19 protein-coding genes are annotated in these 22,110 nt (G+C 67.7%); 12 read left to right on the forward strand and 7 right to left on the reverse strand.

Going from position 1 to position 22,110, the window contains the following annotated elements; genetic code table 11:
• The 6 genes from ACFO5X_RS04385 (at window position 1) to gltB (ending at window position 8,295) form a co-directional block, all read left to right on the forward strand.
• Complete coding sequence (locus ACFO5X_RS04385; RefSeq protein WP_380716015.1) at window positions 1-1,440, forward strand: NAD(P)-dependent oxidoreductase; 1,440 nt, start codon at window positions 1-3, stop codon at window positions 1,438-1,440.
• A 105-nt stretch (window positions 1,441-1,545) separates the two neighbouring features.
• Window positions 1,546-1,950, forward strand: a complete 405-nt coding sequence (locus tag ACFO5X_RS04390) for a GFA family protein (RefSeq protein WP_380716016.1) — start codon at window positions 1,546-1,548, stop codon at window positions 1,948-1,950.
• Window positions 1,947-2,387 (forward strand): GFA family protein, encoded by a 441-nt coding sequence (locus tag ACFO5X_RS04395; protein WP_380716017.1) that lies wholly within the window; start codon window positions 1,947-1,949, stop codon window positions 2,385-2,387. Before ACFO5X_RS04390 ends, ACFO5X_RS04395 begins: the two co-directional genes overlap by 4 nt.
• Before the next feature lie 241 nt (window positions 2,388-2,628).
• Window positions 2,629-3,054 carry a GFA family protein gene (locus ACFO5X_RS04400; protein WP_380716018.1) on the forward strand — a complete coding sequence of 142 codons (426 nt, stop codon included), beginning with the start codon at window positions 2,629-2,631 and terminating at the stop codon, window positions 3,052-3,054.
• Window positions 3,051-3,749 (forward strand): DUF4328 domain-containing protein, encoded by a 699-nt coding sequence (locus ACFO5X_RS04405; RefSeq protein ID WP_380716019.1) that lies wholly within the window; start codon window positions 3,051-3,053, stop codon window positions 3,747-3,749. Before ACFO5X_RS04400 ends, ACFO5X_RS04405 begins: the two co-directional genes overlap by 4 nt.
• A gap of 13 nt (window positions 3,750-3,762) precedes the next feature.
• A complete protein-coding gene (gene gltB / locus ACFO5X_RS04410; protein ID WP_380716020.1) occupies window positions 3,763-8,295 on the forward strand; it encodes a glutamate synthase large subunit in 4,533 nt (1,510 codons plus the stop codon).
• A gap of 116 nt (window positions 8,296-8,411) precedes the next feature.
• On the opposite strand, the gene ACFO5X_RS04415 is transcribed toward gltB, so the two are convergent.
• A complete protein-coding gene (locus tag ACFO5X_RS04415) occupies window positions 8,412-9,188 on the reverse strand; it encodes an AraC family transcriptional regulator (protein ID WP_380716021.1) in 777 nt (258 codons plus the stop codon).
• Between the two features lie 96 nt (window positions 9,189-9,284).
• On the opposite strand from ACFO5X_RS04415, the gene ACFO5X_RS04420 reads away from it, so the two are divergent.
• The 5 genes from ACFO5X_RS04420 to ACFO5X_RS04440 all read left to right on the forward strand — a co-directional run bounded on the left by ACFO5X_RS04420 (window position 9,285) and on the right by ACFO5X_RS04440 (window position 15,169).
• Window positions 9,285-10,481: an MFS transporter gene (locus tag ACFO5X_RS04420; protein ID WP_380716022.1), complete on the forward strand. Its 1,197-nt coding sequence runs from the start codon at window positions 9,285-9,287 to the stop codon at window positions 10,479-10,481.
• Window positions 10,482-10,540: 59 nt separating this feature from the next.
• Entirely contained in the window at window positions 10,541-11,275 is a 735-nt protein-coding gene (mtgA, locus tag ACFO5X_RS04425) for a monofunctional biosynthetic peptidoglycan transglycosylase (RefSeq protein WP_380716023.1), read from the forward strand.
• Window positions 11,276-11,332: 57 nt separating this feature from the next.
• Entirely contained in the window at window positions 11,333-11,998 is a 666-nt protein-coding gene (gene fzlA, locus ACFO5X_RS04430) for an FtsZ-binding protein FzlA (protein WP_380716024.1), read from the forward strand.
• A gap of 87 nt (window positions 11,999-12,085) precedes the next feature.
• Window positions 12,086-13,162, forward strand: coding sequence for a tRNA epoxyqueuosine(34) reductase QueG (gene queG, locus ACFO5X_RS04435; protein WP_380716025.1), 1,077 nt, complete (start codon window positions 12,086-12,088; stop codon window positions 13,160-13,162).
• Window positions 13,163-15,169 carry a hydantoinase/oxoprolinase N-terminal domain-containing protein gene (locus tag ACFO5X_RS04440; RefSeq protein WP_380716026.1) on the forward strand — a complete coding sequence of 669 codons (2,007 nt, stop codon included), beginning with the start codon at window positions 13,163-13,165 and terminating at the stop codon, window positions 15,167-15,169.
• A 136-nt stretch (window positions 15,170-15,305) separates the two neighbouring features.
• Here the strand turns inward: ACFO5X_RS04440 and ACFO5X_RS04445 are convergent, their stop codons facing one another.
• Window positions 15,306-15,788: an MAPEG family protein gene (locus tag ACFO5X_RS04445; RefSeq protein WP_380716027.1), complete on the reverse strand. Its 483-nt coding sequence runs from the start codon at window positions 15,786-15,788 to the stop codon at window positions 15,306-15,308.
• Window positions 15,789-15,799: 11 nt separating this feature from the next.
• Window positions 15,800-17,926 (reverse strand): methylmalonyl-CoA mutase, encoded by a 2,127-nt coding sequence (gene scpA, locus ACFO5X_RS04450; protein ID WP_380716028.1) that lies wholly within the window; start codon window positions 17,924-17,926, stop codon window positions 15,800-15,802.
• Window positions 17,927-18,113: 187 nt separating this feature from the next.
• On the opposite strand from scpA, the gene ACFO5X_RS04455 reads away from it, so the two are divergent.
• Window positions 18,114-18,554 carry a DUF4174 domain-containing protein gene (locus ACFO5X_RS04455; RefSeq protein ID WP_380716029.1) on the forward strand — a complete coding sequence of 147 codons (441 nt, stop codon included), beginning with the start codon at window positions 18,114-18,116 and terminating at the stop codon, window positions 18,552-18,554.
• A 141-nt stretch (window positions 18,555-18,695) separates the two neighbouring features.
• Here ACFO5X_RS04455 and ACFO5X_RS04460 read toward each other — a convergent pair whose 3' ends face one another.
• The 4 genes from ACFO5X_RS04460 to ACFO5X_RS04475 all read right to left on the reverse strand — a co-directional run bounded on the left by ACFO5X_RS04460 (window position 18,696) and on the right by ACFO5X_RS04475 (window position 22,078).
• On the reverse strand, window positions 18,696-19,037 hold the full coding sequence (locus ACFO5X_RS04460) for a hypothetical protein (RefSeq protein WP_380716030.1): 342 nt from the start codon (window positions 19,035-19,037) through the stop codon (window positions 18,696-18,698).
• A 4-nt stretch (window positions 19,038-19,041) separates the two neighbouring features.
• Window positions 19,042-21,042 carry an acetyl-CoA carboxylase biotin carboxylase subunit gene (locus ACFO5X_RS04465; RefSeq protein ID WP_380716031.1) on the reverse strand — a complete coding sequence of 667 codons (2,001 nt, stop codon included), beginning with the start codon at window positions 21,040-21,042 and terminating at the stop codon, window positions 19,042-19,044.
• A gap of 120 nt (window positions 21,043-21,162) precedes the next feature.
• Window positions 21,163-21,378: a hypothetical protein gene (locus ACFO5X_RS04470; protein ID WP_380716032.1), complete on the reverse strand. Its 216-nt coding sequence runs from the start codon at window positions 21,376-21,378 to the stop codon at window positions 21,163-21,165.
• Window positions 21,379-21,730: 352 nt separating this feature from the next.
• Complete coding sequence (locus ACFO5X_RS04475; protein ID WP_380716033.1) at window positions 21,731-22,078, reverse strand: hypothetical protein; 348 nt, start codon at window positions 22,076-22,078, stop codon at window positions 21,731-21,733.
• Window positions 22,079-22,110 lie beyond the last annotated feature (32 nt).

Below are 22,110 nucleotides of genomic sequence, written 5' to 3' on the forward strand. Positions count from 1 at the left end.
ATGGCAAAGGAACGGATGCTGAAGTTTGTGGCATTGGGTCGTGAAATGCCGGTTAAGCGTCCGGCCGAGGACCGCGCCCACGACTTCCACGAGATCTATGCCGAATATGCCGCCGCGAAGGCGGAGGAGCAGGCCAGCCGGTGCAGCCAGTGCGGCGTGCCCTATTGCCAGAGCCATTGCCCGTTGCAGAACAACATTCCCGACTGGTTGCGGCTGACCGCGCAGGGCCGGCTGCAGGAGGCCTATGAGGTCAGCCAGGCGACCAATACCTTCCCCGAGATCTGCGGCCGCATCTGCCCGCAGGACCGGCTGTGCGAAGGCAACTGCGTAATCGAGCAGTCGGGGCATGGCACCGTGACCATCGGCTCGGTCGAGAAATACATCACCGATACCGCCTGGGAGAAAGGCTGGGTCAAGCCCGCCGCGCCCGCGGTCGAGCGGAGCGAGAGCGTCGGCATCATCGGCGCCGGGCCGGGCGGCCTGGCCGCGGCGGACATGCTGCGGCGGGCGGGCGTGCAGGTCACGGTCTATGACCGCTATGACCGCGCGGGCGGGCTGATGACCTATGGCATTCCGGGCTTCAAGCTGGAGAAGGACATCGTGATGCGCCGCAACCAGCAGCTGGAAGCGGGCGGCGTGACCTTCCGGACCAATTGCGATGTGGGCGTGAACATCTCGTTTGCCGAGATCCGGGCAGCCCATGATGCGGTGATCATCGCCACCGGAGTCTACAAGTCACGCGATCTGGGCGGGCCTGGCAGCGGGGCGCAGGGGATCGAGCGGGCGATCGACTATCTGACCGCGTCGAACCGCAAGAGCTTTGGCGACGCGGTGGAGGACTTCGATTCGGGCCGGCTGAATGCCGAGGGCAAGCGCGTGGTGGTGATCGGCGGCGGCGACACGGCGATGGACTGCGTGCGCACGGCGATCCGGCAGGGTGCGACCAGCGTCAAGTGCCTGTATCGGCGCGACCGGGCGAACATGCCGGGCAGCCAGCGCGAGGTGCAGAACGCCGAGGAAGAGGGCGTGGTCTTTGAATGGCTGAGCGCGCCGAAGGGCTTTACCGACAAGGGCGGCAAGGTCAGCGGCGTGATGGTGCAGAAGATGCGGCTGGGCAAGCCCGACGCGACCGGCCGGCAGGCGCCCGAGGTGATCGAGGGGGCCGACTATGTCGAGGAAGCCGATCTGGTGATCAAGGCGCTGGGGTTCGAGCCCGAGGATCTGCCGGCGCTGTGGGACGAACCCGCGCTGACGGTCACGCGCTGGGGCACCGTGCGGGCCGAATTCACCAGCGGCAAGACCGACCTGCCGGGCGTCTATGCGGTGGGCGATATCGTGCGCGGGGCCTCTCTGGTGGTCTGGGCGATCCGGGACGGCCGCGATTGCGCGGCGGCGATCCTGCGGGAGATGGCGGGCGATGCGGTTCTTGCTGCGGAGTAGGCACATCCCGTGCACAACCCGTGCAGCGCCTGTGCACCGCCGCAGTGCAGCGCCGGTCCGGGGGTGTCGAGGGCAGGTCAGCGGTGCTGACCTTTGGGTGACGGCGTGAGCGGGCGCGCGGGCGGCTGCCTGTGCGGGGCCGTGCGCTATAGGCTGCGCGCGGCGCCCGAACAGTTCGGCGCCTGCCACTGCACCATCTGCCAGCGGATCAGCGGCGGCGTTAACCTGTCGTTCAATGTCGCTGCGGAAGATATCGACGTCACCGGCCTGGAGGCGGTGCGGACCTATCGCTCGTCCGACTGGGCGGAGCGGTCGTTCTGCGGCACCTGCGGGGCGAACCTGTGGTATCGCGGGCTGGGCGAGGGCGCGGGCTATTCGCTGGGCCTGGGCACGCTGGACGACAAGAGCGGCATGGTGCTGGAGCGCGAGATCTGCATCGAGAGCAAGCCCGACACCTATGCGCTGGCGGGGGATCATCCCCGGCTGACGAGCGGGGAGGCCTTTGCATGACCACGCGGACCGGGCAATGCATGTGCGGCGCGGTGAGCTTCACCGCCGAGGACGTGCCCGACACCTATGGCGCATGCCATTGCGAGATGTGCCGGCGCTGGACCGGTTCGGCGCTGGTGGCGGTCACGGTGCCGGCGGCGGGGATCCGCTGGACCGGCGAGGCGCATATCAAGGTGCTGCATTCCTCGGACTGGGCGGAACGCGCCTGGTGCCAGCGCTGCGGATCGGGGCTGTATTACCACGTCACCGCCGAGGGGCCGATGTCGGACAACTACGAGATCCCGGTGGGGCTGTTCGACGATGCCAGCGGCATGACGCTGGTGAGCGAGATCTACATCGACCACAAGATGCCCGGCTGGGAGATTGGTGGCGATCACAAGCGGCTGAGCCGGAGCGAGATCCTGGCCGAGTTCGGGATACCGGAGGACGGGTTGTGAGGTGGGTGCAGGCAGCACGGCGCGCCCTTCGCGCGGAACGAGGCGGCGAAGCCGCCGCCGCGCGGCGCCCGACCGCCCCCCGGGCGGGCGCTTTTGCGAGGTTGCCGCGCGTACGGGCGTCAGAGGTCGTTGGCGCCATAAAAGTGCTGACCTCAGCCGGTGGCGCGCCCACCCGCGGTCGGGCGCCGCGCGGCTGGTGTGACGCTCTGGGTCATTTCGGCCTGGTCGGTGAGGCGTTGGCATGAGCAAGGTTCAGCATGGCCGCTGTCTCTGCGGGGCTGTCACAGTCGAGGCGGTGCTGTCGGACGAGATGGGCGCGTGTTTCTGCGACAAATGCGTGCGCTGGAGCGGGTCGGCGATGATCGGGGTGGATGCCGAGGTCGGCTCGGTTGTGGTGACTGGGCCGGTGAAGACCTACCGGTCGTCCTCTTTCGCCGAACGGGCCTGGTGCGATACCTGCGGGTCAAACCTGTGGATCCGCGACGACGGCAAGCAGTACGAACTGATGCCGGGGCTGTTCCCCAATGCCGGCGGGGCGCGGCTGACCCATGTGGTCTATGCCGACCGCGCGCCGGATGGCTGGAATTACGCGGGCGACCTGAAACGGGTCAGCGCGCAGGACTATGAGACAAGCAACCCATTCGTTCCCGAGGGAGAGACGCCATGAGCGCTCCGCGGAAAACCTACGACCTGCGCATCACCGGGCGCTGGGTGGTGGGCTTGCTGTGGGCGTCGATCCTGCTCGACGTGGCGCTGCTGCTTGTTACCGTCTGGCTGTATTCCAGTCTCAACGGGTTCGAGAATGGGCGGCTGGACCAATCGGAAGCCGAGGCTGCGTTCGTGGCAATCGGTAACATCCAGAAACTGGCCTATCTCATCGCTGTTGCGATTTCGGTGATCTGCATCGTCGTTTCTTGCATGTGGATCTATCGTGCAGCGCACAACGCGGGCGGGATCGCGCCGACCGAAAAGCGGATCAAGCCCGGCTGGGCCGTGGGTTGGTTTTTCATACCGGTTGCCAACCTGTGGAAGCCCTACCAGTCCATACGCCAGACCTGGAACACCACGTTCGATCCCTCGGGGGACATGAACCGCCCCGGTCCTTCCGTTCTGGCGTGGTGGTGGGTCACCTGGATCGTGTCGAACATTCTGTCGAATGTTTCCATACGTCAGGAAAGGCTTGCCGAAACTCTGGTGGACTTCAAGATTTTGACGTTCATCGACATGGCATTTTTTCCCATCACTATCATATCGACTCTGCTTTTCCTGCGGATCGTCAGAGCGATCACCTCAGGTCAGGTCGCGGTCCTGAACACCCCGACCTTTGGCGCAACCGCGCCCGTTCCGACACCTAGCGCATAGAGAGGATCTCAAGATGACCAAATACGATGAAGCCTGGGTGCGTGAGGAAGAAGCCAAGCGCAAGTGGATGGCCGAGAACGGGCTGTATCGCGAGGAGGACGAGCATTCGTCCTGCGGCGTGGGGCTGGTGGTCTCGGTCGACGGCAAGGCGAGCCGGGACGTGGTGGTGGCCGGCATCAAGGCGCTGCGGGCGGTCTGGCACCGGGGCGCGGTGGATGCGGACGGCAAGACGGGCGACGGGGCGGGCATCCACGTGCAGATCCCGGTGCCGTTCTTCTATGACCAGATCCGGCGCACCGGCCACGAGCCGAAGATGGACCAGCTGATCGCGGTCGGTCAGGTGTTCCTGCCGCGGACGAACTTTGCCGCGCAGGAGATGTGCCGGACCATCGTGGAGACGGAAGTCCTGCGGATGGGCTATTACATCTATGGCTGGCGCCATGTGCCGGTGGATGTGACCTGCCTCGGCGAGAAGGCCAATGCGACGCGTCCCGAGATCGAGCAGATCCTGATCTCGAACTCCAAGGGCGTGGACGAGGAGACCTTCGAGCGCGAGCTTTATGTGATCCGCCGCCGGATCGAGAAGGCGGCGATTGCCGAGGGCATCGCAGGGCTCTATCTCGCCTCGCTGTCCTGCCGGTCGATCATCTACAAGGGGATGATGCTGGCCGAGCAGGTGGCGGTGTTCTACCCGGACCTGATGGATGAGCGGTTCGAGAGCGCCTTTGCGATCTATCACCAGCGCTATTCCACGAACACCTTCCCGCAGTGGTGGCTGGCGCAGCCGTTCCGGATGCTGGCGCATAACGGCGAGATCAACACGCTGAAGGGCAACATCAACTGGATGAAGTCGCACGAGATCCGCATGGCCTCGGGCACGTTCGGGGACATGGCCGAGGACATCAAGCCGATCATTCCGGGCGGGTCGTCGGATTCGGCGGCGCTGGACGCGGTGTTCGAGGTGCTGGTGCGGGCGGGGCGGTCCGCGCCGATGGCGAAGACGATGCTGGTGCCGGAGAGCTGGTCCAAGCAGGCGGTGGAGCTGCCGCAGGCCTGGCGCGACATGTATTCCTACTGCAACTCGGTGATGGAGCCCTGGGACGGGCCTGCCGCCTTGGCGATGACAGACGGGCGCTGGGTCTGCGCGGGGCTGGACCGTAACGGGCTGCGCCCGATGCGCTATGTCGTCACCGGCGATGGGCTGCTGATTGCGGGCAGCGAGGCCGGCATGGTGCCGGTGAACGAGACCAATGTGGTCGAGAAGGGCGCGCTGGGTCCGGGGCAGATGATTGCCGTGGACATGAAGAAGGGCCGGCTGTTCCACGACACCGCGATCAAGGACCGGCTGGCGGCGAACCAGCCTTTTGGCGAATGGGTCGGCAAGATCAACGATGCCGACGAGGTTCTGGCCGGGGTGACCGAAAAGCCGATCTTCTCGGGCAAGGAGCTGCGGCAGCGGCAGATCGCGGCGGGTTATTCGGTGGAGGAGCTGGAGCAGATCCTGGCGCCGATGGCCGAGGACGGCAAGGAGGCGCTCGCCTCGATGGGCGATGACACGCCTTCCGCGGTGCTGTCCAAGCAGTATCGCCCGTTGTCGCATTTCTTCCGCCAGAACTTCAGCCAGGTGACGAACCCGCCGATCGACAGCTTGCGGGAATACCGGGTGATGAGCCTGAAGACGCGGTTCGGAAACCTGAAGAACGTGCTGGACGAGGATTCCTCGCAGACCGAAATCGTCGTGCTGGAAAGCCCCTTTGTCGGCAACGCGCAGTTCGAGGCGCTGATCGGGCAGTTCAACGCGCCGTTCACCGAGATCGACTGCACCTTCGCGCCGGGCGAACGGTCGTTGCAGAAGGGGCTGGCGCGGATCCGGTCCGAGGCCGAGGATGCGGTGCGCTCGGGCGCGGGGCACATCGTGCTGACCGACCAGCATTCGGGGCCGGGCAAGGTGTCGATGCCGATGATCCTGGCGACAAGTGCGGTGCACAGCCATCTGACGCGCAACGGGCTGCGCACGTTCTGCTCGCTCTCGGTGCGGACGGCGGAATGCATCGACGCGCATTACTTCGCGGTGCTGATCGCCTGCGGCGCGACGGTGGTGAACCCCTATCTGGCCGAGGATTCCATCGCCGACCGGATCGAGCGCGGGCTGCTGGACGGTTCGCTGACCGAGGCGATGGCGCGCTATCGCAACGCCATCGACCAGGGTCTGCTGAAGATCATGGCGAAGATGGGCATCTCGGTGGTGTCCTCCTATCGCGGCGGGCTGAACTTCGAGGCGGTGGGGCTGAGCCGCGCCATGTGCGCCGAGTATTTCCCCGGCATGACCAGCCGGATCTCGGGCATCGGCGTGAGCGGTATCCAGCACAAGGCCGAGCAGGTGCACGCGCGCGGCTGGACCTCGGGGCTGGACGTGCTGCCCATCGGCGGCTTCTACAAGGCGCGGGCGACCGGGGAGTCGCACGCCTGGGAAGCGACCTCGATGCACATGCTGCAGATGGCCTGCAACAAGGGCAGCTTCCAGATGTGGAAGCAGTATTCGGCCAAGATGCAGAGCAACCCGCCGATCCACCTGCGCGACCTGCTGGACATCAAGCCGCTGGGGCCGGCCGTGCCGATCGAAGAGGTGGAAAGCATCACCTCGATCCGCAAGCGGTTCGTGACGCCGGGCATGTCGCTGGGGGCGCTGAGCCCCGAGGCGCACAAGACGCTGAACGTGGCGATGAACCGGATCGGGGCGAAGTCCGACAGTGGCGAGGGTGGCGAGGATCCGGCGCATTTCACGCCGGAGCCGAATGGCGACAACCCGTCGGCCAAGATCAAGCAGGTGGCCTCGGGGCGCTTTGGCGTCACGGCGGAGTATCTGAACCAGTGCGAGGAACTGGAAATCAAGGTGGCCCAGGGCGCCAAGCCCGGCGAGGGCGGTCAGCTGCCGGGGATGAAGGTCACCGACCTGATCGCTCGCTTAAGGCATTCGACCAAGGGGGTGACGCTGATCTCGCCCCCGCCGCACCATGACATCTATTCCATCGAGGACCTCGCGCAGCTGATCTATGACCTCAAGCAGATCAACCCGCGCGCCAAGGTGACGGTGAAGCTGGTGGCGTCTTCGGGCGTCGGCACGATTGCCGCGGGCGTGGCCAAGGCCAAGGCGGACATCATCCTGATCTCGGGCCACAATGGCGGCACCGGGGCATCCCCGGCCACGTCGATCAAATACGCCGGCCTGCCCTGGGAGATGGGCCTGACCGAGGCGCATCAGGTGCTGGCGATGAACAAGCTGCGCGAGCGGGTGACGCTGCGCACCGATGGCGGGCTGCGCACCGGGCGCGACATCGTCATGGCGGCGATGATGGGCGCGGAAGAGTTCGGCATCGGCACCGCCGCGCTGATCGCCATGGGATGCATCATGGTGCGCCAGTGCCAGAGCAACACCTGCCCCGTGGGCGTCTGCACGCAGGACCCTGCCCTGCGGCAGAAGTTCACCGGCAACGCGGACAAGGTGGTGAACCTGATCACCTTCTACGCGCAGGAGGTGCGCGAGCTGCTGGCGGCCATCGGCGCGCGGTCGATCGACGACATCATCGGGCGGGCGGATCTGCTGGCACAGGTCAGCCGCGGGTCGGCGCATCTGGACGATCTCGACCTCAACCCGCTGCTGATCACGGTCAGCGGCGCGTCTGAAATCGTCTATGACCGCGACAAGCCGCGCAACCCGGTGCCCGACACGCTGGACGCCGAGATCGTGCGCGACGCGGCGCGGTTCCTGAAGGACGGCGAGAAGATGCAGCTGTCCTACGCGGTGCAGAACACGCACCGGACCGTGGGCACGCGGACCTCAAGCCTGATCGTGCAGAACTTCGGGATGAGGAACGCCTTCCAGTCGGATCACCTGACGGTGAAGCTGCAGGGCTCGGCCGGGCAGTCGCTGGGGGCCTTCGCGGCGCCGGGGTTGAAACTGGAGGTCAGCGGCGACGCCAACGACTATGTCGGCAAGGGGCTGTCGGGGGGCATCATCGTGGTGCGCCCGCCGATGTCGAGCCCGCTGGAGGCGGCCGAGAACACGATCATCGGGAACACCGTGCTTTATGGGGCGACCGACGGTTACCTCTTCGCCGCCGGCCGTGCCGGGGAGCGGTTCGCGGTCCGGAACTCGGGCGCGAAGGTGGTGATCGAGGGCTGTGGCTCGAACGGGTGTGAATACATGACCGGCGGGGTTGCGGTGATCCTGGGCGAGATCGGCGCCAACTTCGGCGCCGGGATGACCGGGGGCATGGCCTATCTCTACGATCCCGACGGCGTGGCGCAGACGCTGATGAACATGGAGACGCTGGTGGTCGGCCCGGTGACGGTCGAGCATTGGGAGAACCAGCTGAAGGATCTGGTCGAGCGGCATCTGAAGGAGACCGGCAGCCGCCGCGCGGCCGACATCCTGCAGCACTGGGAGATCGAGCGGCAGAACTTCCTGCAGGTGTGCCCGAAGGAGATGCTGATCCACCTGCCCGTCCCGCTGAGCGTCGAGGGCACGGCGATCCAGGCGGAGTAGGATTACGGGACGCCCCCGCGCCGCTGTCATCGGCGGCGCGGGGGCTGCTTCTTCTCTTCGCAAAAACACCGGTGAATTGGCCGGGAGGCCATGAGGGGGCAGCGCCCCTGCCCCCCTCACCGCCGGGCGTAGGCGCGCGGGGTCTGGCCCAGCATGCGGCGGAACATGGTGGTGAACGCGGCGGGGCTGTCGTAGCCGAGGTCGAGCGCCACGCTGGTCACACGGTCGCCGTCGATCAGGCGGGGCAGCGCGGCGAAGACGCACGCCTGCTGGCGCCATTGTTCCAGGGTGAGCCCCGTATCCTGGCGGAAGTGGCGGGTGAGGCTGCGCCGGCTCATCCCGGCGCGGTCGGCCCAGTCATCGAGGTTGGCGCGGGCGTCGGGCGCGGCGATGAAGGCGCGGCAAAGCCGCAGCAGGCGCGGGTCGGCGGGCAGCGGCAGGGCCAGCGGCTGTTCGGGCAGGCGCGGGATTTCGGCCAGCAGCAGCTCGGCGATCAGATGGTCGCGCGGGCCTTCGGAGGGGTGGCCCATCATCGCCACCGCCTCGACCACCAGCGCGCGCACCAGCGGGGTCATGCCCAGCACGCGGGGCGTGTCCCAGGTGGCGGCCTCGTCCGGGCGGACATAGACGGAGCGCATCCGCACCGCGCTGAGCATGTCGACCGAATGCACGCAGCCGGCGGGCAGCCAGAGCGCGTGTTCGGGCGGCACGATCCAGCGGCCCGCCTCGGTCGCGACCGTCAGCACGCCCGAAAGCGCATGCAGCAGCTGGTGGCGGTCGTGGCGGTGCGCCGGGATCGCGACGCCGGCGGGATAGTCGGTACCGGCGGCAAAGACCGGCCCCTGCGCCGCCGCGATGGCGCGCATGTTGTCGGAGATGGTGGTCTGAACCATGCCGCGCATGTTTTGGCCCGATCGCGAAGATAATTGACCAAACCACGAAAGATCGCGCGTCGCAACCCGGCTATCTGAGGGCCGAAGGAGACTGCAATGACCGACGCGACGCTGCCCTCTCACCGGGCGGATACCACCACCTATGCCATCCTGCTGTCCATCAGCCTGTGCCACCTGCTGAACGATGTGATGCAGTCGCTGCTGGCGGCGATCTATCCGATGCTGAAGACCGAGTTCACGCTGGATTTCTGGCAGATCGGGATGCTGACCTTCTGCTTTCAGGTCACCGCCTCGCTGTTGCAGCCGCTGGTCGGGATCGTCACAGACAAGCGGCCGATGCCTTATTCACTGCCGGTCGGCATGACCTCGACCATGGCCGGGCTGGTGCTGCTGGCCTGGGCGCCGAGCTATCCGGTGCTGATCCTGGGGGCGGCGATGATCGGGATCGGCTCGTCGATCTTCCACCCCGAGGCCAGCCGGGTGGCGCGCGCCGCCTCGGGCGGCAAGTTCGGGCTGGCGCAGTCGGTGTTTCAGGTCGGCGGCAACTTCGGATCGGCCGCGGGACCGCTGCTGGCGGCCTTCATCGTGGTGCCCTACGGGCGGGGCAGCGTGGCCTGGTTCGCGCTGGTGGCGCTGGCGGGGATCCTGATTTTGACGGCGGTGAGCCGCTGGCACACCCAGGCGCAGGCCGCCGCGAAACGCCGCCCGGTCAAGCCCGGCCCCGCCCTGCCCCGCCGCAAGCTGACCATCGCGCTGGCGGTGCTGGTGGTGCTGATCTTCTCGAAGAACATCTACATGGCCTCGATGAGCAGCTATTACACCTTCTTCCTGATCGACCGCTTCGGCCTGAGCACCGATGAGTCGCAGCAGATGCTGTTCCTGTTCCTGGCCGCCGTCGCCTTTGGCACGGTGATCGGCGGGCCGGTGGGCGACCGGATCGGGCGGCGCACGGTGATCTGGGTGTCGATCCTGGGGGTGCTGCCCTTCACGCTGATGCTGCCCTATGCCAACCTGTTCTGGTCGGGTGTGCTGAGCGTGATCATCGGCGTCGTGCTGGCCTCGGCCTTTCCGGCCATCGTGGTGTTCGGGCAGGAGCTGCTGCCGGGCCGGGTCGGGATGGTGGCGGGGCTGTTCTTCGGCCTGGCCTTCGGGATCGCCGGGATCGGCGCGGCGGTGCTGGGCGCGGTGGCCGACGTGACGGGGATCGCCTTTGTCTTCGGGCTGTGCGCCTTCCTGCCGGCGCTGGGGATCCTGACCGTGCTGTTGCCGAGCCGCCGCGACATGGCGGGATAAGCCGGGCGGCGCCGCATTTTTCCGCTGTCGCCCGCGGGCGGCGGCGGTAGGATGCGCGCATGGCGAAGAGCACGAAAACCACGGGCAAGCGGTCGGCCAAGACCGTGAGGGCAAGGGAACTGTCGCCGGGGCGGCGGCTGGTGCGGCTGTTCATCCGCGCCGGGCTGGCGGGGGTGGCGCTGTTGCTGCTGCTGGTGGTGCTGTTCAGCCTGGTCAACCCGCCGACCACGCATACGATCTGGTCCGAGGGCCGCCGGCTGGGCGGGATCGACCGCCAGTGGGTGCCGCTTGAGAAGATCGCGCCTGCGGTGGCGCGATCGGTCGTGGCGGCGGAGGATGCGAATTTCTGCAACCACTGGGGGTTCGACGTGGACGCGATCCGCGCCGCCATCGAGGACGGCGGCACGCGCGGCGCCTCGACCCTGAGCCAGCAGGTGGTGAAGAACGTCTATCTGTGGCAGGACCGCAGCTGGATCCGCAAGGCGCTGGAAACCGTCATGACGCCGATGGTCGAGACGATCTGGAGCAAGCGGCGGATCATCGAGGTCTATCTCAACGTCGCCGAGATGGGCGAAGGCGTCTTTGGCGTCGGCGCGGCGGCGGAGACCTTCTTTGGCAAGACGGCCGACAAGCTGAGCGATCAGGAGGCGGCGCTGATCGCCGCCGTGCTGCCCTCGCCCCGCACCCGGTCGGCGGCGAAACCCTCGGCTGCCGTGCGCAAACGGGCCGCGGCGATCCGCGACGGCGCGGCCACCATCCGCGCAGACGGGCGGGCGGCGTGTTTCGAGGATTGATAATTGCGCCCGCGCTTGGCATTGGTGGTAGACCCCTGCCCTGACATGATGAGACCTATGGCCCGCCTGTTTCACGTTCCCCTCTCTCCGTTCTGCCGCAAGGTTCGCCTGAGCCTGGCCGAGAAGAAGATCGAGGTGGAACTGGTGGAAGAGCGCTATTGGGAGGCCGACCCCGATTTCCTGCGGCGCAATCCGGCGGCCAAGGTGCCGGTGATCAAGCTGGACGGCAAGCTGATGGCCGAGAGCGCGGCGATCTGCGAATACCTGGAGGAGACGCGCCCCGAGCCGCCGCTGATGCCGCGCGACCCCGAGGGCCGCTATGAGGTGCGCCGGCTGATCGGCTGGTTCGACGACAAGTTTCACCATGAGGTGACGGCCAAGCTGCTGTACGAGCGGGTCAACAAGAAGGTGATGAAGGCGGGCTATCCCGACAGCCGCAACGTCAAGGACGGCGCCAAGGCGATCAAGTATCACCTCGATTACATGACCTGGCTGCTGGATCACCGCCGCTGGCTGGCCGGGGACAACATGACGCTCGCCGATTTCGCCGCGGCGGCGCATCTGAGCTCGCTCGACTATATCTCGGACGTGGACTGGAACAGGTCCCAGGTGGTCAAGGACTGGTACGCCAAGATCAAGTCGCGGCCCGCCTTCCGTTCGATCCTGGCGGATCAGATCCCGGGGTTCCGGCCGCCGCCGCATTATGCCGACCTCGATTTCTGAAACCCCGCCGGTGCAGGGGGGCTGTCTGCCCCCCCTCGCCTGCGGCGAGTCCCCCCGAAGGGTATTTGAAAACCAGAGAAGCCAGACGTGCAGGCCCTGAAGGACAGGCTTGTCGCGCGGGCCTTCGAGGAAGGCTTTGTCGCCTGCCGGATCTGTCGGCCCTGGGATGTACCCGAGGTGGCCGGGCGGCTGGCGACCTTTCTGGAGGCGGGCTATCACGGGCAGATGGGCTGGCTGGCCGAGCGCAGCCACTGGCGCGGCGATCCGGCGGCGCTGTGGCCGGAGGCGCAATCGGTCATCATGCTGGCCGAGAGCTATGCGCCGGAGCACGATCCGCTGGCGGTGCTGGAGCGGCGCGACCGGGGCGCGATCTCGGTCTATGCGCAGAACCGGGATTACCACGATCTGGTGAAGAAGCGGCTGAAGCGGCTGGCCCGTTGGCTGATCGCGGAGGCGGAGGGGGGCCGCGGGCGGGGGACGCTTTCGGCGTCCCTGGCTGCGCCGGAGGTCAAGGTCTTCGTCGACACGGCTCCGGTGCCGGAAAAGGCGCTGGGACAGGCGGCGGGGCTGGGCTGGCAGGGCAAGCATACCAATCTGGTCAGCCGCGACTGGGGCAGCTGGGCCTTTCTGGGGTCCATCTTCACCACGCTGGAGCTGCCGGCGGATGCGGCGGAGGTGGATCACTGCGGATCCTGCCGGGCCTGTCTGGATGTCTGTCCGACCGGGGCCTTTCCCGCGCCCTACCGGCTGGATGCGCGGCGCTGCATTTCCTACCTGACGATCGAGCATAAAGGTCCGGTGGACATGGACCTGCGCGAAGGGATGGGCAACCGCATCTACGGCTGCGACGATTGCCTGGCCGTCTGTCCCTGGAACAAGTTTGCCGTGGCCGCACGCGAGATCGGCTATGCCGCGCGGCCCGGGCTGGTGGCGCCGGAGCTGGCCGCGCTGGCGGCGCTGGACGATGCCGCCTTTCGCGCGCAGTTCTCGGGCTCGCCGATCAAGCGGATCGGGCGCGACCGCTTCGTGCGGAATGTGCTTTACGCCATCGGCAATTCGGGCGATGCCGCGCTGCGCGCGGTGGCGCAGGGGTTGGCCGGGGACGCCGACCCCACGGTCGCGGAGGCGGCGCGCTGGGCGGCGGGGCGGTTGGCGGAGGTCTGAATGGCGATCCTGTTGGGCGTGGATACCGGCGGCACCTATACGGATGCCGTGCTGTTGCGCGACGAGGCGGAGGTGATCGCCTCGGCCAAGGCGCTGACCACGCGGCACGACCTGGCCATCGGCGTGGGCGGCGCGGTGCGCGCGGTGCTGGCGCAGTCGGGGATCGCGCCGGGCGAGATCGCCCTGGCCTCGCTGTCTACCACGCTGGCCACCAATGCGCTGGTCGAGGGTCAGGGCGGGCGCGTGGCGCTGGTCTATGTCGGCTTCTCGGCGGCGGATCTGGAGACTCATGGCCTGGCTGAGGTGCTGCGCGGCGACCCGAGCGTGGTGCTGGCGGGCGGGCATACCCATGCCGGCGGCGAGGCGGCACCGCTGGATCTGGCGGGACTCGACGCCTTTCTCGACGCTCAGGCGGGCAAGGTCTCGGCCTTTGCGGTCGCCGCGCTTTTCGCGACACGCAACCCCGCGCATGAGCTGGCGGTGGCAGAGCGGATCCGGGAGCGGGTTTCGGTGCCGGTGACCTGCTCGCACCAGCTGTCGGCGCGTCTGAACGGGCCCAAGCGGGCGCTGACGGCGGTGCTGAACGCGCGGCTGGTGGGGATGATCGACCGGCTGATCGGGCGGGCGCAGGATGTGCTGGTCGAGATCGGTATCACCGCCCCGATGATGGTGGTGCGCGGCGACGGCGCGATGATGTCGACCGAGCAGGCGCGGCTGCGGCCGATCGAAACGATCCTGAGCGGACCTGCGGCGAGCCTTGTCGGCGCGCGCTGGCTGACCGGGGCCGAGACTGCGATGGTCAGCGACATCGGCGGCACCACCACCGATGTGGCGATGCTGAAGGACGGGCGGCCGGCGATCGACCCGGCCGGTGCGCAGGTCGGGGGCCTGCGCACCATGGTCGAGGCGGTGGCGATGCGCACCACCGGGCTGGGCGGCGACAGCCAGATCCATGTCAATGCCGAGGGGCTGACCGGCGGCATCCGCCTGGGCCCGCGCCGGATGGTGCCGGTCTCGCTGATCGCGCTGGAGGCGCCGGAGGTGGTGCATCGCGCGCTGGACGACCAGCTGCGCGCGGCAACAGTGGGCGAGCATGACACGCGGTTCGTGCGCGCCGTCCCCGGTGTGGCGATGGACGGGCTGGGCCCGCGCGAACTGGCCCTGCTGGAGCGGATCGGGACCGGGGTGCATCCGGTGGCGGCGGTGCTGAAGAACCGGATGGACATGGGCGCGCTGGGGCGGCTGGTCGACCGGGGGATCGTGCAGCTGGCCGGGCCGACGCCCTCGGACGCGAGCCATGTACTGGGCGGCCTGGCCGACTGGGATGCGGATGCGGCGGGGAAGGCGATGGCCCAGCTGGCGCGGCGGCGCACCGGGTCGGGTGACCGGCTGGCCCCGGATGCGGCGACGATGGCGCGGATGGTGATCGACCGGCTGACCGAACAGACGGTGGAGACGCTGCTTGAAACCGCCTTCGCCGAGGAAACCCCGGCCTTCGAGACCGCGCCCGACCAGCTGGCCCGGCACGAGCTGATCCGGCAGGGGCTGGCCGGACACCGCGGGATTCTGGCGCTGGATGCGGGGCTGAACGTGCAGGTGATTGGCCTCGGCGCCTCGGCAGCGAGCTATTATCCGGCGGTGGGGGCGCGGCTGCGCTGTCCGATGGTGCTGCCCGAACATGCCGGGGTGGCCAATGCCATCGGCGCGGTGGTCGGGCGGGTAACGATGCGGCGCAGCGGCACCGTGACCTCGCCCACCGAGGGGCGGTTCCGCGTCTACCTGGCGGCGGGGCCGCAGGATCTGAACAGCGCCGAGGCGGCGCTGGCGCTGCTCGAGGCGGAGCTGAGCGCCGAGGCCATGGCCGAGGCCACGGCGGCGGGGGCCGAGGGCATCCAGATCGCCGTCAGCCGCGATGTGAAGACCGCGCGGACCGAGGCGCGCGAGGTCTTCATCGAGGCGACGGTGACGGTGGAGGCGAGCGGCCGGCCAAGGGTGGCGGTGGGATAGGGGGGCCTTCTCTGGTTTCCAAATACCTCCGCCGGAGGCATTGCGACGGGCCGCAGGCCCGGCGCCCGAGGCGGAGGCCGAAGGCCGGAGACGAGACAGGGGGAATGGCCCCGCAGGGGCCGCCTCGGGATTAGGGCTAGAGCCAGACGGCGAGCGACCAGAGGCCGGCGAGCACCGTGGTGTAGAAGGTCGCGGCGAAGCCGAGGGCGCGGAGGGGGGGCGAGAGGTGGTAGCCGATCCAGAACAGCAGCCGGGCCAGCGCGAAGGCGAGGCCGAGCACCACGGCCACCTGCCCGCCCATGGTGAGCGCGACGAAGGGCCAGATCAGCAGCGCCAACAGCGCCTGTTCGGCGGTGTTGGAGAGCACCCGCTGGTCGACCCAGCCTGGGGAGCCGGGGGGGAAGGCGTCGCCGTCGATCACCCTGTCGTCGAAGAAGCGGCGCTGGGCCAGACGGCCGATCATCAGCGTCATGACCAGACCGACGGGCGCCATGGCCAGCGGCACGCCGACCAGCGGCGTCATGAAAGCGAGCCCGGCGCGCTGGGCGCCCCAGACCACGGCCAGCGCCCAGAGGGCGCCGGCTGCCATGCCGATCAGGATCGTGCCGCGTTTGTCCATTCAGCCCCGCCTTACCCCCGGGCGGCGCGGATCAGGCCCAGGATGTCTTCGGCCGCCTTGGGGATATTGGTCCCCGGCCCGAAAATCGCCTTCACGCCGCGCTCGTAGAGATAGTCGTAATCCTGCTGCGGGATAACCCCGCCGCAGATCACGATGATATCGCCCGCGCCCTGATCCTTCAACGCCTGCACCAGCTGGGGGGCAAGCGTCTTGTGGCCGGCGGCCTGCGAGGAAATGCCGACGACGTGCACGTCGTTGTCGATGGCGTCCTGCGCGGCCTCTTCCGGGGTCTGGAACAGCGGGCCGACGTCGACATCGAAGCCGATGTCGGCGAAGGCGGTGGCGATCACCTTGGCGCCGCGGTCGTGGCCGTCCTGGCCCATCTTGACCACCAGCATCCGCGGGCGGCGGCCTTCGTCCTCGGCGAATTGCTCGACCGATTTCTGGATCGCGGCAAAGCCCTCGTCGCCCTCGTAGGCGGCGCCATAGACGCCGGCGAGGGTCTTCACCTCGGCGCGGTGCCGTCCGAATACCTTTTCCATCGCCATGCTGATCTCTCCCACTGTAGCCCGCGCGCGGGCGGCCTCGACCGCCGCGGCGAGCAGGTTGCCGCCCTCGGCGGCGACCCGGCTGACCTCGTCCAGCGCCGCCTGGCAGGCGGCGGCGTCGCGGCTGGCGCGCACGCGTTCCAGCCGGGCGATCTGCGAGGCGCGCACGGCATCGTTGTCGATGGACAGGATGTCGATCGGGTCTTCCTTGTCCTTGCGGTATTTGTTGACGCCGACGACCACTTCCTCGCCCCGGTCGATCAGCGCCTGCCGGGTGGCGGCGGTTTCCTCGATGCGCAGCTTGGGCATCCCCGAGGCAACGGCCTTGGTCATGCCGCCCATTTCCTCGACCTCTTCGATCAGCTTCCACGCGGCCTCGGCCAGATCGTGGGTCAGCTTTTCGACGTAGTAGGAGCCGGCGAGCGGGTCGACCACATGGGTGACGCCGGTTTCTTCCTGCAGGATCAGCTGGGTGTTGCGGGCGATCCGGGCACTGAAGTCGGTGGGCAGTGCGATGGCCTCGTCGAGCGCGTTGGTGTGCAGCGACTGGGTGCCGCCCAGAACCGCGCTCATCGCCTCGTAGGCGGTGCGGATGACGTTGTTGTAGGGGTCCTGTTCCTGGAGGCTGACGCCCGAGGTCTGGCAGTGGGTGCGCAGCATGGCCGACTTCGGATCCTTCGGATTGAATTCCGACATGATGCGGTGCCAGAGCAGACGGGCGGCGCGCAGCTTGGCGGCCTCCATGAAGAAGTTCATGCCGATGGCGAAGAAGAACGACAGCCGCCCGGCGAAGGCGTCCACGTCCATGCCGCGCGCGATGGCGGTGCGGACATATTCGCGGCCGTCGGCGAGGGTATAGGCGAGTTCCTGCACCAGGTTCGCCCCGGCTTCCTGCATGTGATAGCCCGAGATCGAGATCGAGTTGAACTTCGGCATCTCGTTGGCGGTGTATTCGATGATGTCCGCGACGATCCGCATCGAGGGTTCGGGCGGATAGACATAGGTGTTGCGGACCATGAACTCCTTGAGGATGTCGTTCTGGATGGTGCCCGAGAGCACCTTGCGGGAATGGCCCTGTTCCTCGCCGGTGACGATAAAATTCGCCAGGATCGGGATCACCGCGCCGTTCATCGTCATCGAGACCGAGACCTTGTCGAGCGGGATGCCGTCGAACAGGATCTTCATGTCCTCGACCGAGTCGATGGCGACGCCCGCCTTGCCCACGTCGCCGGTGACGCGGGGGTGATCGCTGTCATAGCCGCGGTGGGTGGCGAGGTCGAAGGCGACCGAGACGCCCTGCTGGCCGGCGGCGAGGTTGCGGCGGTAGAAGGCGTTGCTTTCCTCGGCGGTCGAGAAGCCGGCATACTGCCGGATGGTCCAGGGGCGGCCGGCATACATGGTCGCCTTGACGCCGCGGGTGAAGGGCGCTTCGCCCGGGAGGCTGCCGAGATGCGGCAGGCCGGCTGTATCTTCCTCGGTATAGAGCGGCGCGACGGGGATGCCTTCCAGCGTGTGCCAGGTGAGGGTATCGGCCGAACGGCCGCGCATCTCGGCCTCGGCGGCCTTGCGCCAGGTGTCTTTCTTGCTCATCGGGGGGGTCCTTTCGTCTGGCCGGCCGGGGCGCGGATCGTGCCGCATCGGAGCCGGGGGTGTGGGAGGGGCGCGCCGCATCGCGCGGGCGGGGCGGGCCGCCTGCGACACTGTTTCGGGGCGCGGGGTCAAATGAGAGGTCGCACATGGCGACGGGGTGATTATATTCCCAGCGACAGGAGAGCCAATGTTCCGCATCGCATGTTTTGTTCTGGCTGCCGCGCTTGCCGTGGCGGCCCATGCCGAGAGCCCCGCGCCGGCGCCGCTGATCCGGCCGGCGGGGGACACGGATCTGCCCGAGTTCCTGTGGCTGGCGCGGCCGGTGGTGGTGTTCGCCGACAGCCCGGAGGATCCGCTGTTCCTGCAGCAGATGGAGCTGCTGGCCGAGGGCGAGGACCGGCTGGCGGACCGCGACGTGGTGGTGCTGTTCGACACCGATCCGGCGGCCAAGGCGCCGCTGCGCCAGCGGCTGCGCCCGCGCGGGTTCATGATGGTGCTGATCGGCAAGGACGGCGAGGTGGAGCTGAGGAAGCCGCGCCCCTGGACGGTGCGCGAGATCACCCGGAGCATCGACAAGATGCCCAACCGAATCCGCGAGGTGGAGGAGCGGCGGGAGAAGGCGGGGTGACGGCCGGTGCCCTGCAGACCAGACAGGAGGCCGCGCAATGAACCACGGCAGAATGAACCTCGAACCCCGCCGCCCAGCACAGGACGAAGAGCTGCCCATTCTGCTGTGACGTCATCGTGCCACAGCGCGGCCCGTGATATGTCACCCTGCATCGGGCACCTTTCGTTTCCGAGACAGTGAGATGGCCCTGTCCGTCTGCCTGGCCACATGGCCGTGCAGGCGGAGAAAGCGGACCAAACTGTCTTCGCGTCGTTCGGCCGTCAGACCGGCGATATCCTTCGAGCCCAGAAGCAGAGCCCCGCGCCGGAACACGGTGCGCAGCGCCTCGGGGATGGCGAGAAGGTAGGCCGTGACGAGGATGGTCGCGACACAGACCGACCCGCCGATCCAGCGGGTCGCTGCAGCGGCGCTGGAGTCGACGGCCACCATCAGACCGACAAGCGATGTCAGGATCGCTATGCTGATATAGCCGTCACGGCCCATTGCCCTATTCGAACTCCATGATCACGTCGTCGACCTTGAGGCTGTCGCCCGGGGCGGCGTTGACCTTGGCGACGCGGCCCTTGCGTTCGGCGCGCAGGATGTTCTCCATCTTCATCGCCTCGACGGTGCAGAGCGCCTGGCCTTCCTGCACCTCGTCGCCCTCGGCCACGTTGACCTTCACGATCAGGCCGGGCATCGGGCAGAGCAGCAGTTTCGACGTATCGGGCGCGACCTTTTCGGGCATCAGCTCGGCCAGTTCGGCCTGGCGCGGGGTGCGGACGTGGACCTTGAGGTCGGCGCCGCGGGTGCGGATGCGGAAGCCGCCAGAGATCTTGCCGACCTTGAGCACCAGCGGGGTGCCGTCGACCATCATCTGGGCGAGGCTGTTGCCCGGGGTCCAGGCGCCTTCGACGCGCAGGGTGGTGTCGTCGGCGAAGCGGACGGTGGCGCCCTTGGGGTCGGCCTCGACCGTCAGGTCGAAGCGTTCGCCCTGCAGCGACACCGCCCAGTCGTTGCCGACGGTGCGTTCGTGGTTGTCCATCCGGCCCGAGATGCGGGTGCGGCGGATTTCGCTGATCCGGTTCATCGCGGCGCAGGCGGCGGCGACGCGGCGCAGGTCGTCCTGGGCGAGGGTCACGCCGTCGAAGCCTTCGGGGTATTCCTCGGCGATGAAGGCGGTGGTCATGTCGCCGCTGACGAATTTGGGGTGGTCCATCACGGCCGAGAGGAACGGGAGGTTGTGGCCGATGCCTTCGACCTCGAAGCTGTCGAGCGCCACGCGCATCCGCTCGATGGCCTCGGCGCGGGTGGGCGCCCAGGTGCAGAGCTTGGCGATCATCGGGTCGTAATACATGCTGATCTCGCCGCCTTCGTAGACGCCGGTATCGTTGCGCACGACGTGCGAGGTCTCGGCGACCTCGGCGGGCGGGTTGTATTTCGTGAGCCGCCCGATGGAGGGCAGGAAACCGCGATAGGGGTCTTCGGCATAAAGTCGGTTCTCGATGGCCCAGCCGTTGATCTTGAGGTCGTCCTGCGCGAAGGGCAGTTTTTCGCCGTTGGCCACGCGGATCATCTGTTCGACCAGGTCGATGCCGGTGATCAGCTCGGTGACCGGGTGTTCAACCTGCAGGCGGGTGTTCATTTCGAGGAAGTAGAAGTTGCGGTTGCCGTCGACGATGAATTCGACCGTGCCGGCGCTGGCGTAACCGACCGCCTTGGCCAGCGCGACGGCCTGTTCGCCCATCGCCTTGCGGGTCGCCTCGTCGAGGAAGGGCGACGGGGCCTCTTCCACCACCTTCTGGTTGCGGCGCTGGATCGAGCATTCGCGTTCGTGCAGGTAGACGCCGTTGCCGTGGGTGTCGCAGAGCACCTGGATTTCGATGTGGCGCGGCTGGGTCACGAATTTCTCGATGAAAATGCGGTCGTCGCCGAAGGAGGACGCGGCCTCGTTCTTGGAGGACTGGAAGCCCTCGCGCGCCTCTTCATCGTTCCAGGCGATGCGCATCCCCTTGCCGCCGCCGCCGGCAGAGGCCTTGATCATCACCGGGTAGCCGATTTCGCCCGAGATCTTCACCGCCTCGTCGGCGTCGGCGATCAGGCCCATGTAGCCCGGCACTGTGGAGACTCCGGCCTCCTGCGCGATCTTCTTGGAGGTGATCTTGTCGCCCATCGCCTCGATCGCCTTGACCGGCGGACCGATGAAGGCGACGCCGGCCTTTTCCAGCGCCTCGGCGAATTTCGGGTTCTCCGAAAGGAAGCCATAGCCCGGGTGGACGGCCTCGGCCCCGGTTTCCCTGATCGCCGCCATCACCTTGTCGATGACGATATAGGACTGGTTCGCCGGGGGCGGGCCGATGTGCACCGCCTCGTCCGCCATCTGGACGTGCAGGGCGTTGCGGTCGGCGTCGGAATAGATCGCCACCGTCTGGATCCCCATCTTGCGGGCGGTCTTGATGACCCGGCAGGCGATCTCGCCCCGGTTGGCGATCAGGATTTTCTTGAACATGGATCGTCCTTCGTCTGGAACAGGCGGAAAAACAAAACGCCGCCCCCGGGATGCGTCCCGGAAGCGGCGTGCGTGAGTGGTGGGTCTTTTTTGGCGGCTAGTGCGCCGCCGGGACGGGCGTCAGCAGCGGCCCGGATTCTGGCGGCAGTAGAGGATGTTGGCACCAGCGCCGACGGCTGCGCCGGCGACAACGTTGGTGTCGAGAACGGCCGCGGTGCCGAGACCGACGGCGCCGCCGTAGAGGCCCTGCTCGAGCGGGTCGTCGCCACAGGCGGCAAGACCGCCGACGAGAGCGAGAGCACAGGCTGCGCGGACAAGAGATGCATTACGGAACATGAGGGTTTTCCTTCGATTATTGATTGGCTCGATGGAACAACCCATGACGCGAACGCGCGGTTCCGCAAGAGGGATGCATGATTACGAGGCGGATGAGCAGAATTGCGCCCAGCCGCACGCCCTGCGGTGAGAAAATTGCCGGGCGAGGCCATGGCTCGGTCAGCCTGCCCGGCAAAGGAAGGGGTACGGATAGTTGTTTGCAGGACCGCCCCGGCTGTGCCCGGGTCTGCCCTTCGGTTCATCCTGCACAGGGGCCGGGCCTGCGCCAAGCCCGCAGCCGAAGCGCGCGCGGAATGGGCCGGAAAGCGCCCAAGGGCCCGTGCGGCGGGCAAGGATTTGCCGAAGGCGACGCTCATTCTTCGAAGGCCTCGGGGAAGGAGAGGCGCGCGACCTCCTCGTCGATGCGCAGCAGCGCCTCGTAGCTGGCGGGGTCGAAGGGGTCTTCGGCCGGCACCACCTCGCGGCCGAACAGCCAGCTGAGACGGCCGGCATCGAGATTGCCGCGCTCGAAGGGTTCGGCGCCGAAATAGGCCCAGAGCGAGGCCATGAAGTTGAGGTCGGCGAAGCGGTCGGCGTGGCGGCGGTCGGCGTAGCGTTCGCGCGCGACTAGCGGGGTGACGCCGCGCGGATTGGCGCGCCGGATCACGAATTGATAGTCGGTGCCGGTCAGGCGACCGGGGAAGCCGCGGTGTTTCAGCATGGGGTCGTCTCCCCATGCGCGGCGAGGGGCAG

Source organism: Seohaeicola nanhaiensis (assembly GCF_042654245.1).
Classification (GTDB): domain Bacteria; phylum Pseudomonadota; class Alphaproteobacteria; order Rhodobacterales; family Rhodobacteraceae; genus Seohaeicola_A; species Seohaeicola_A nanhaiensis.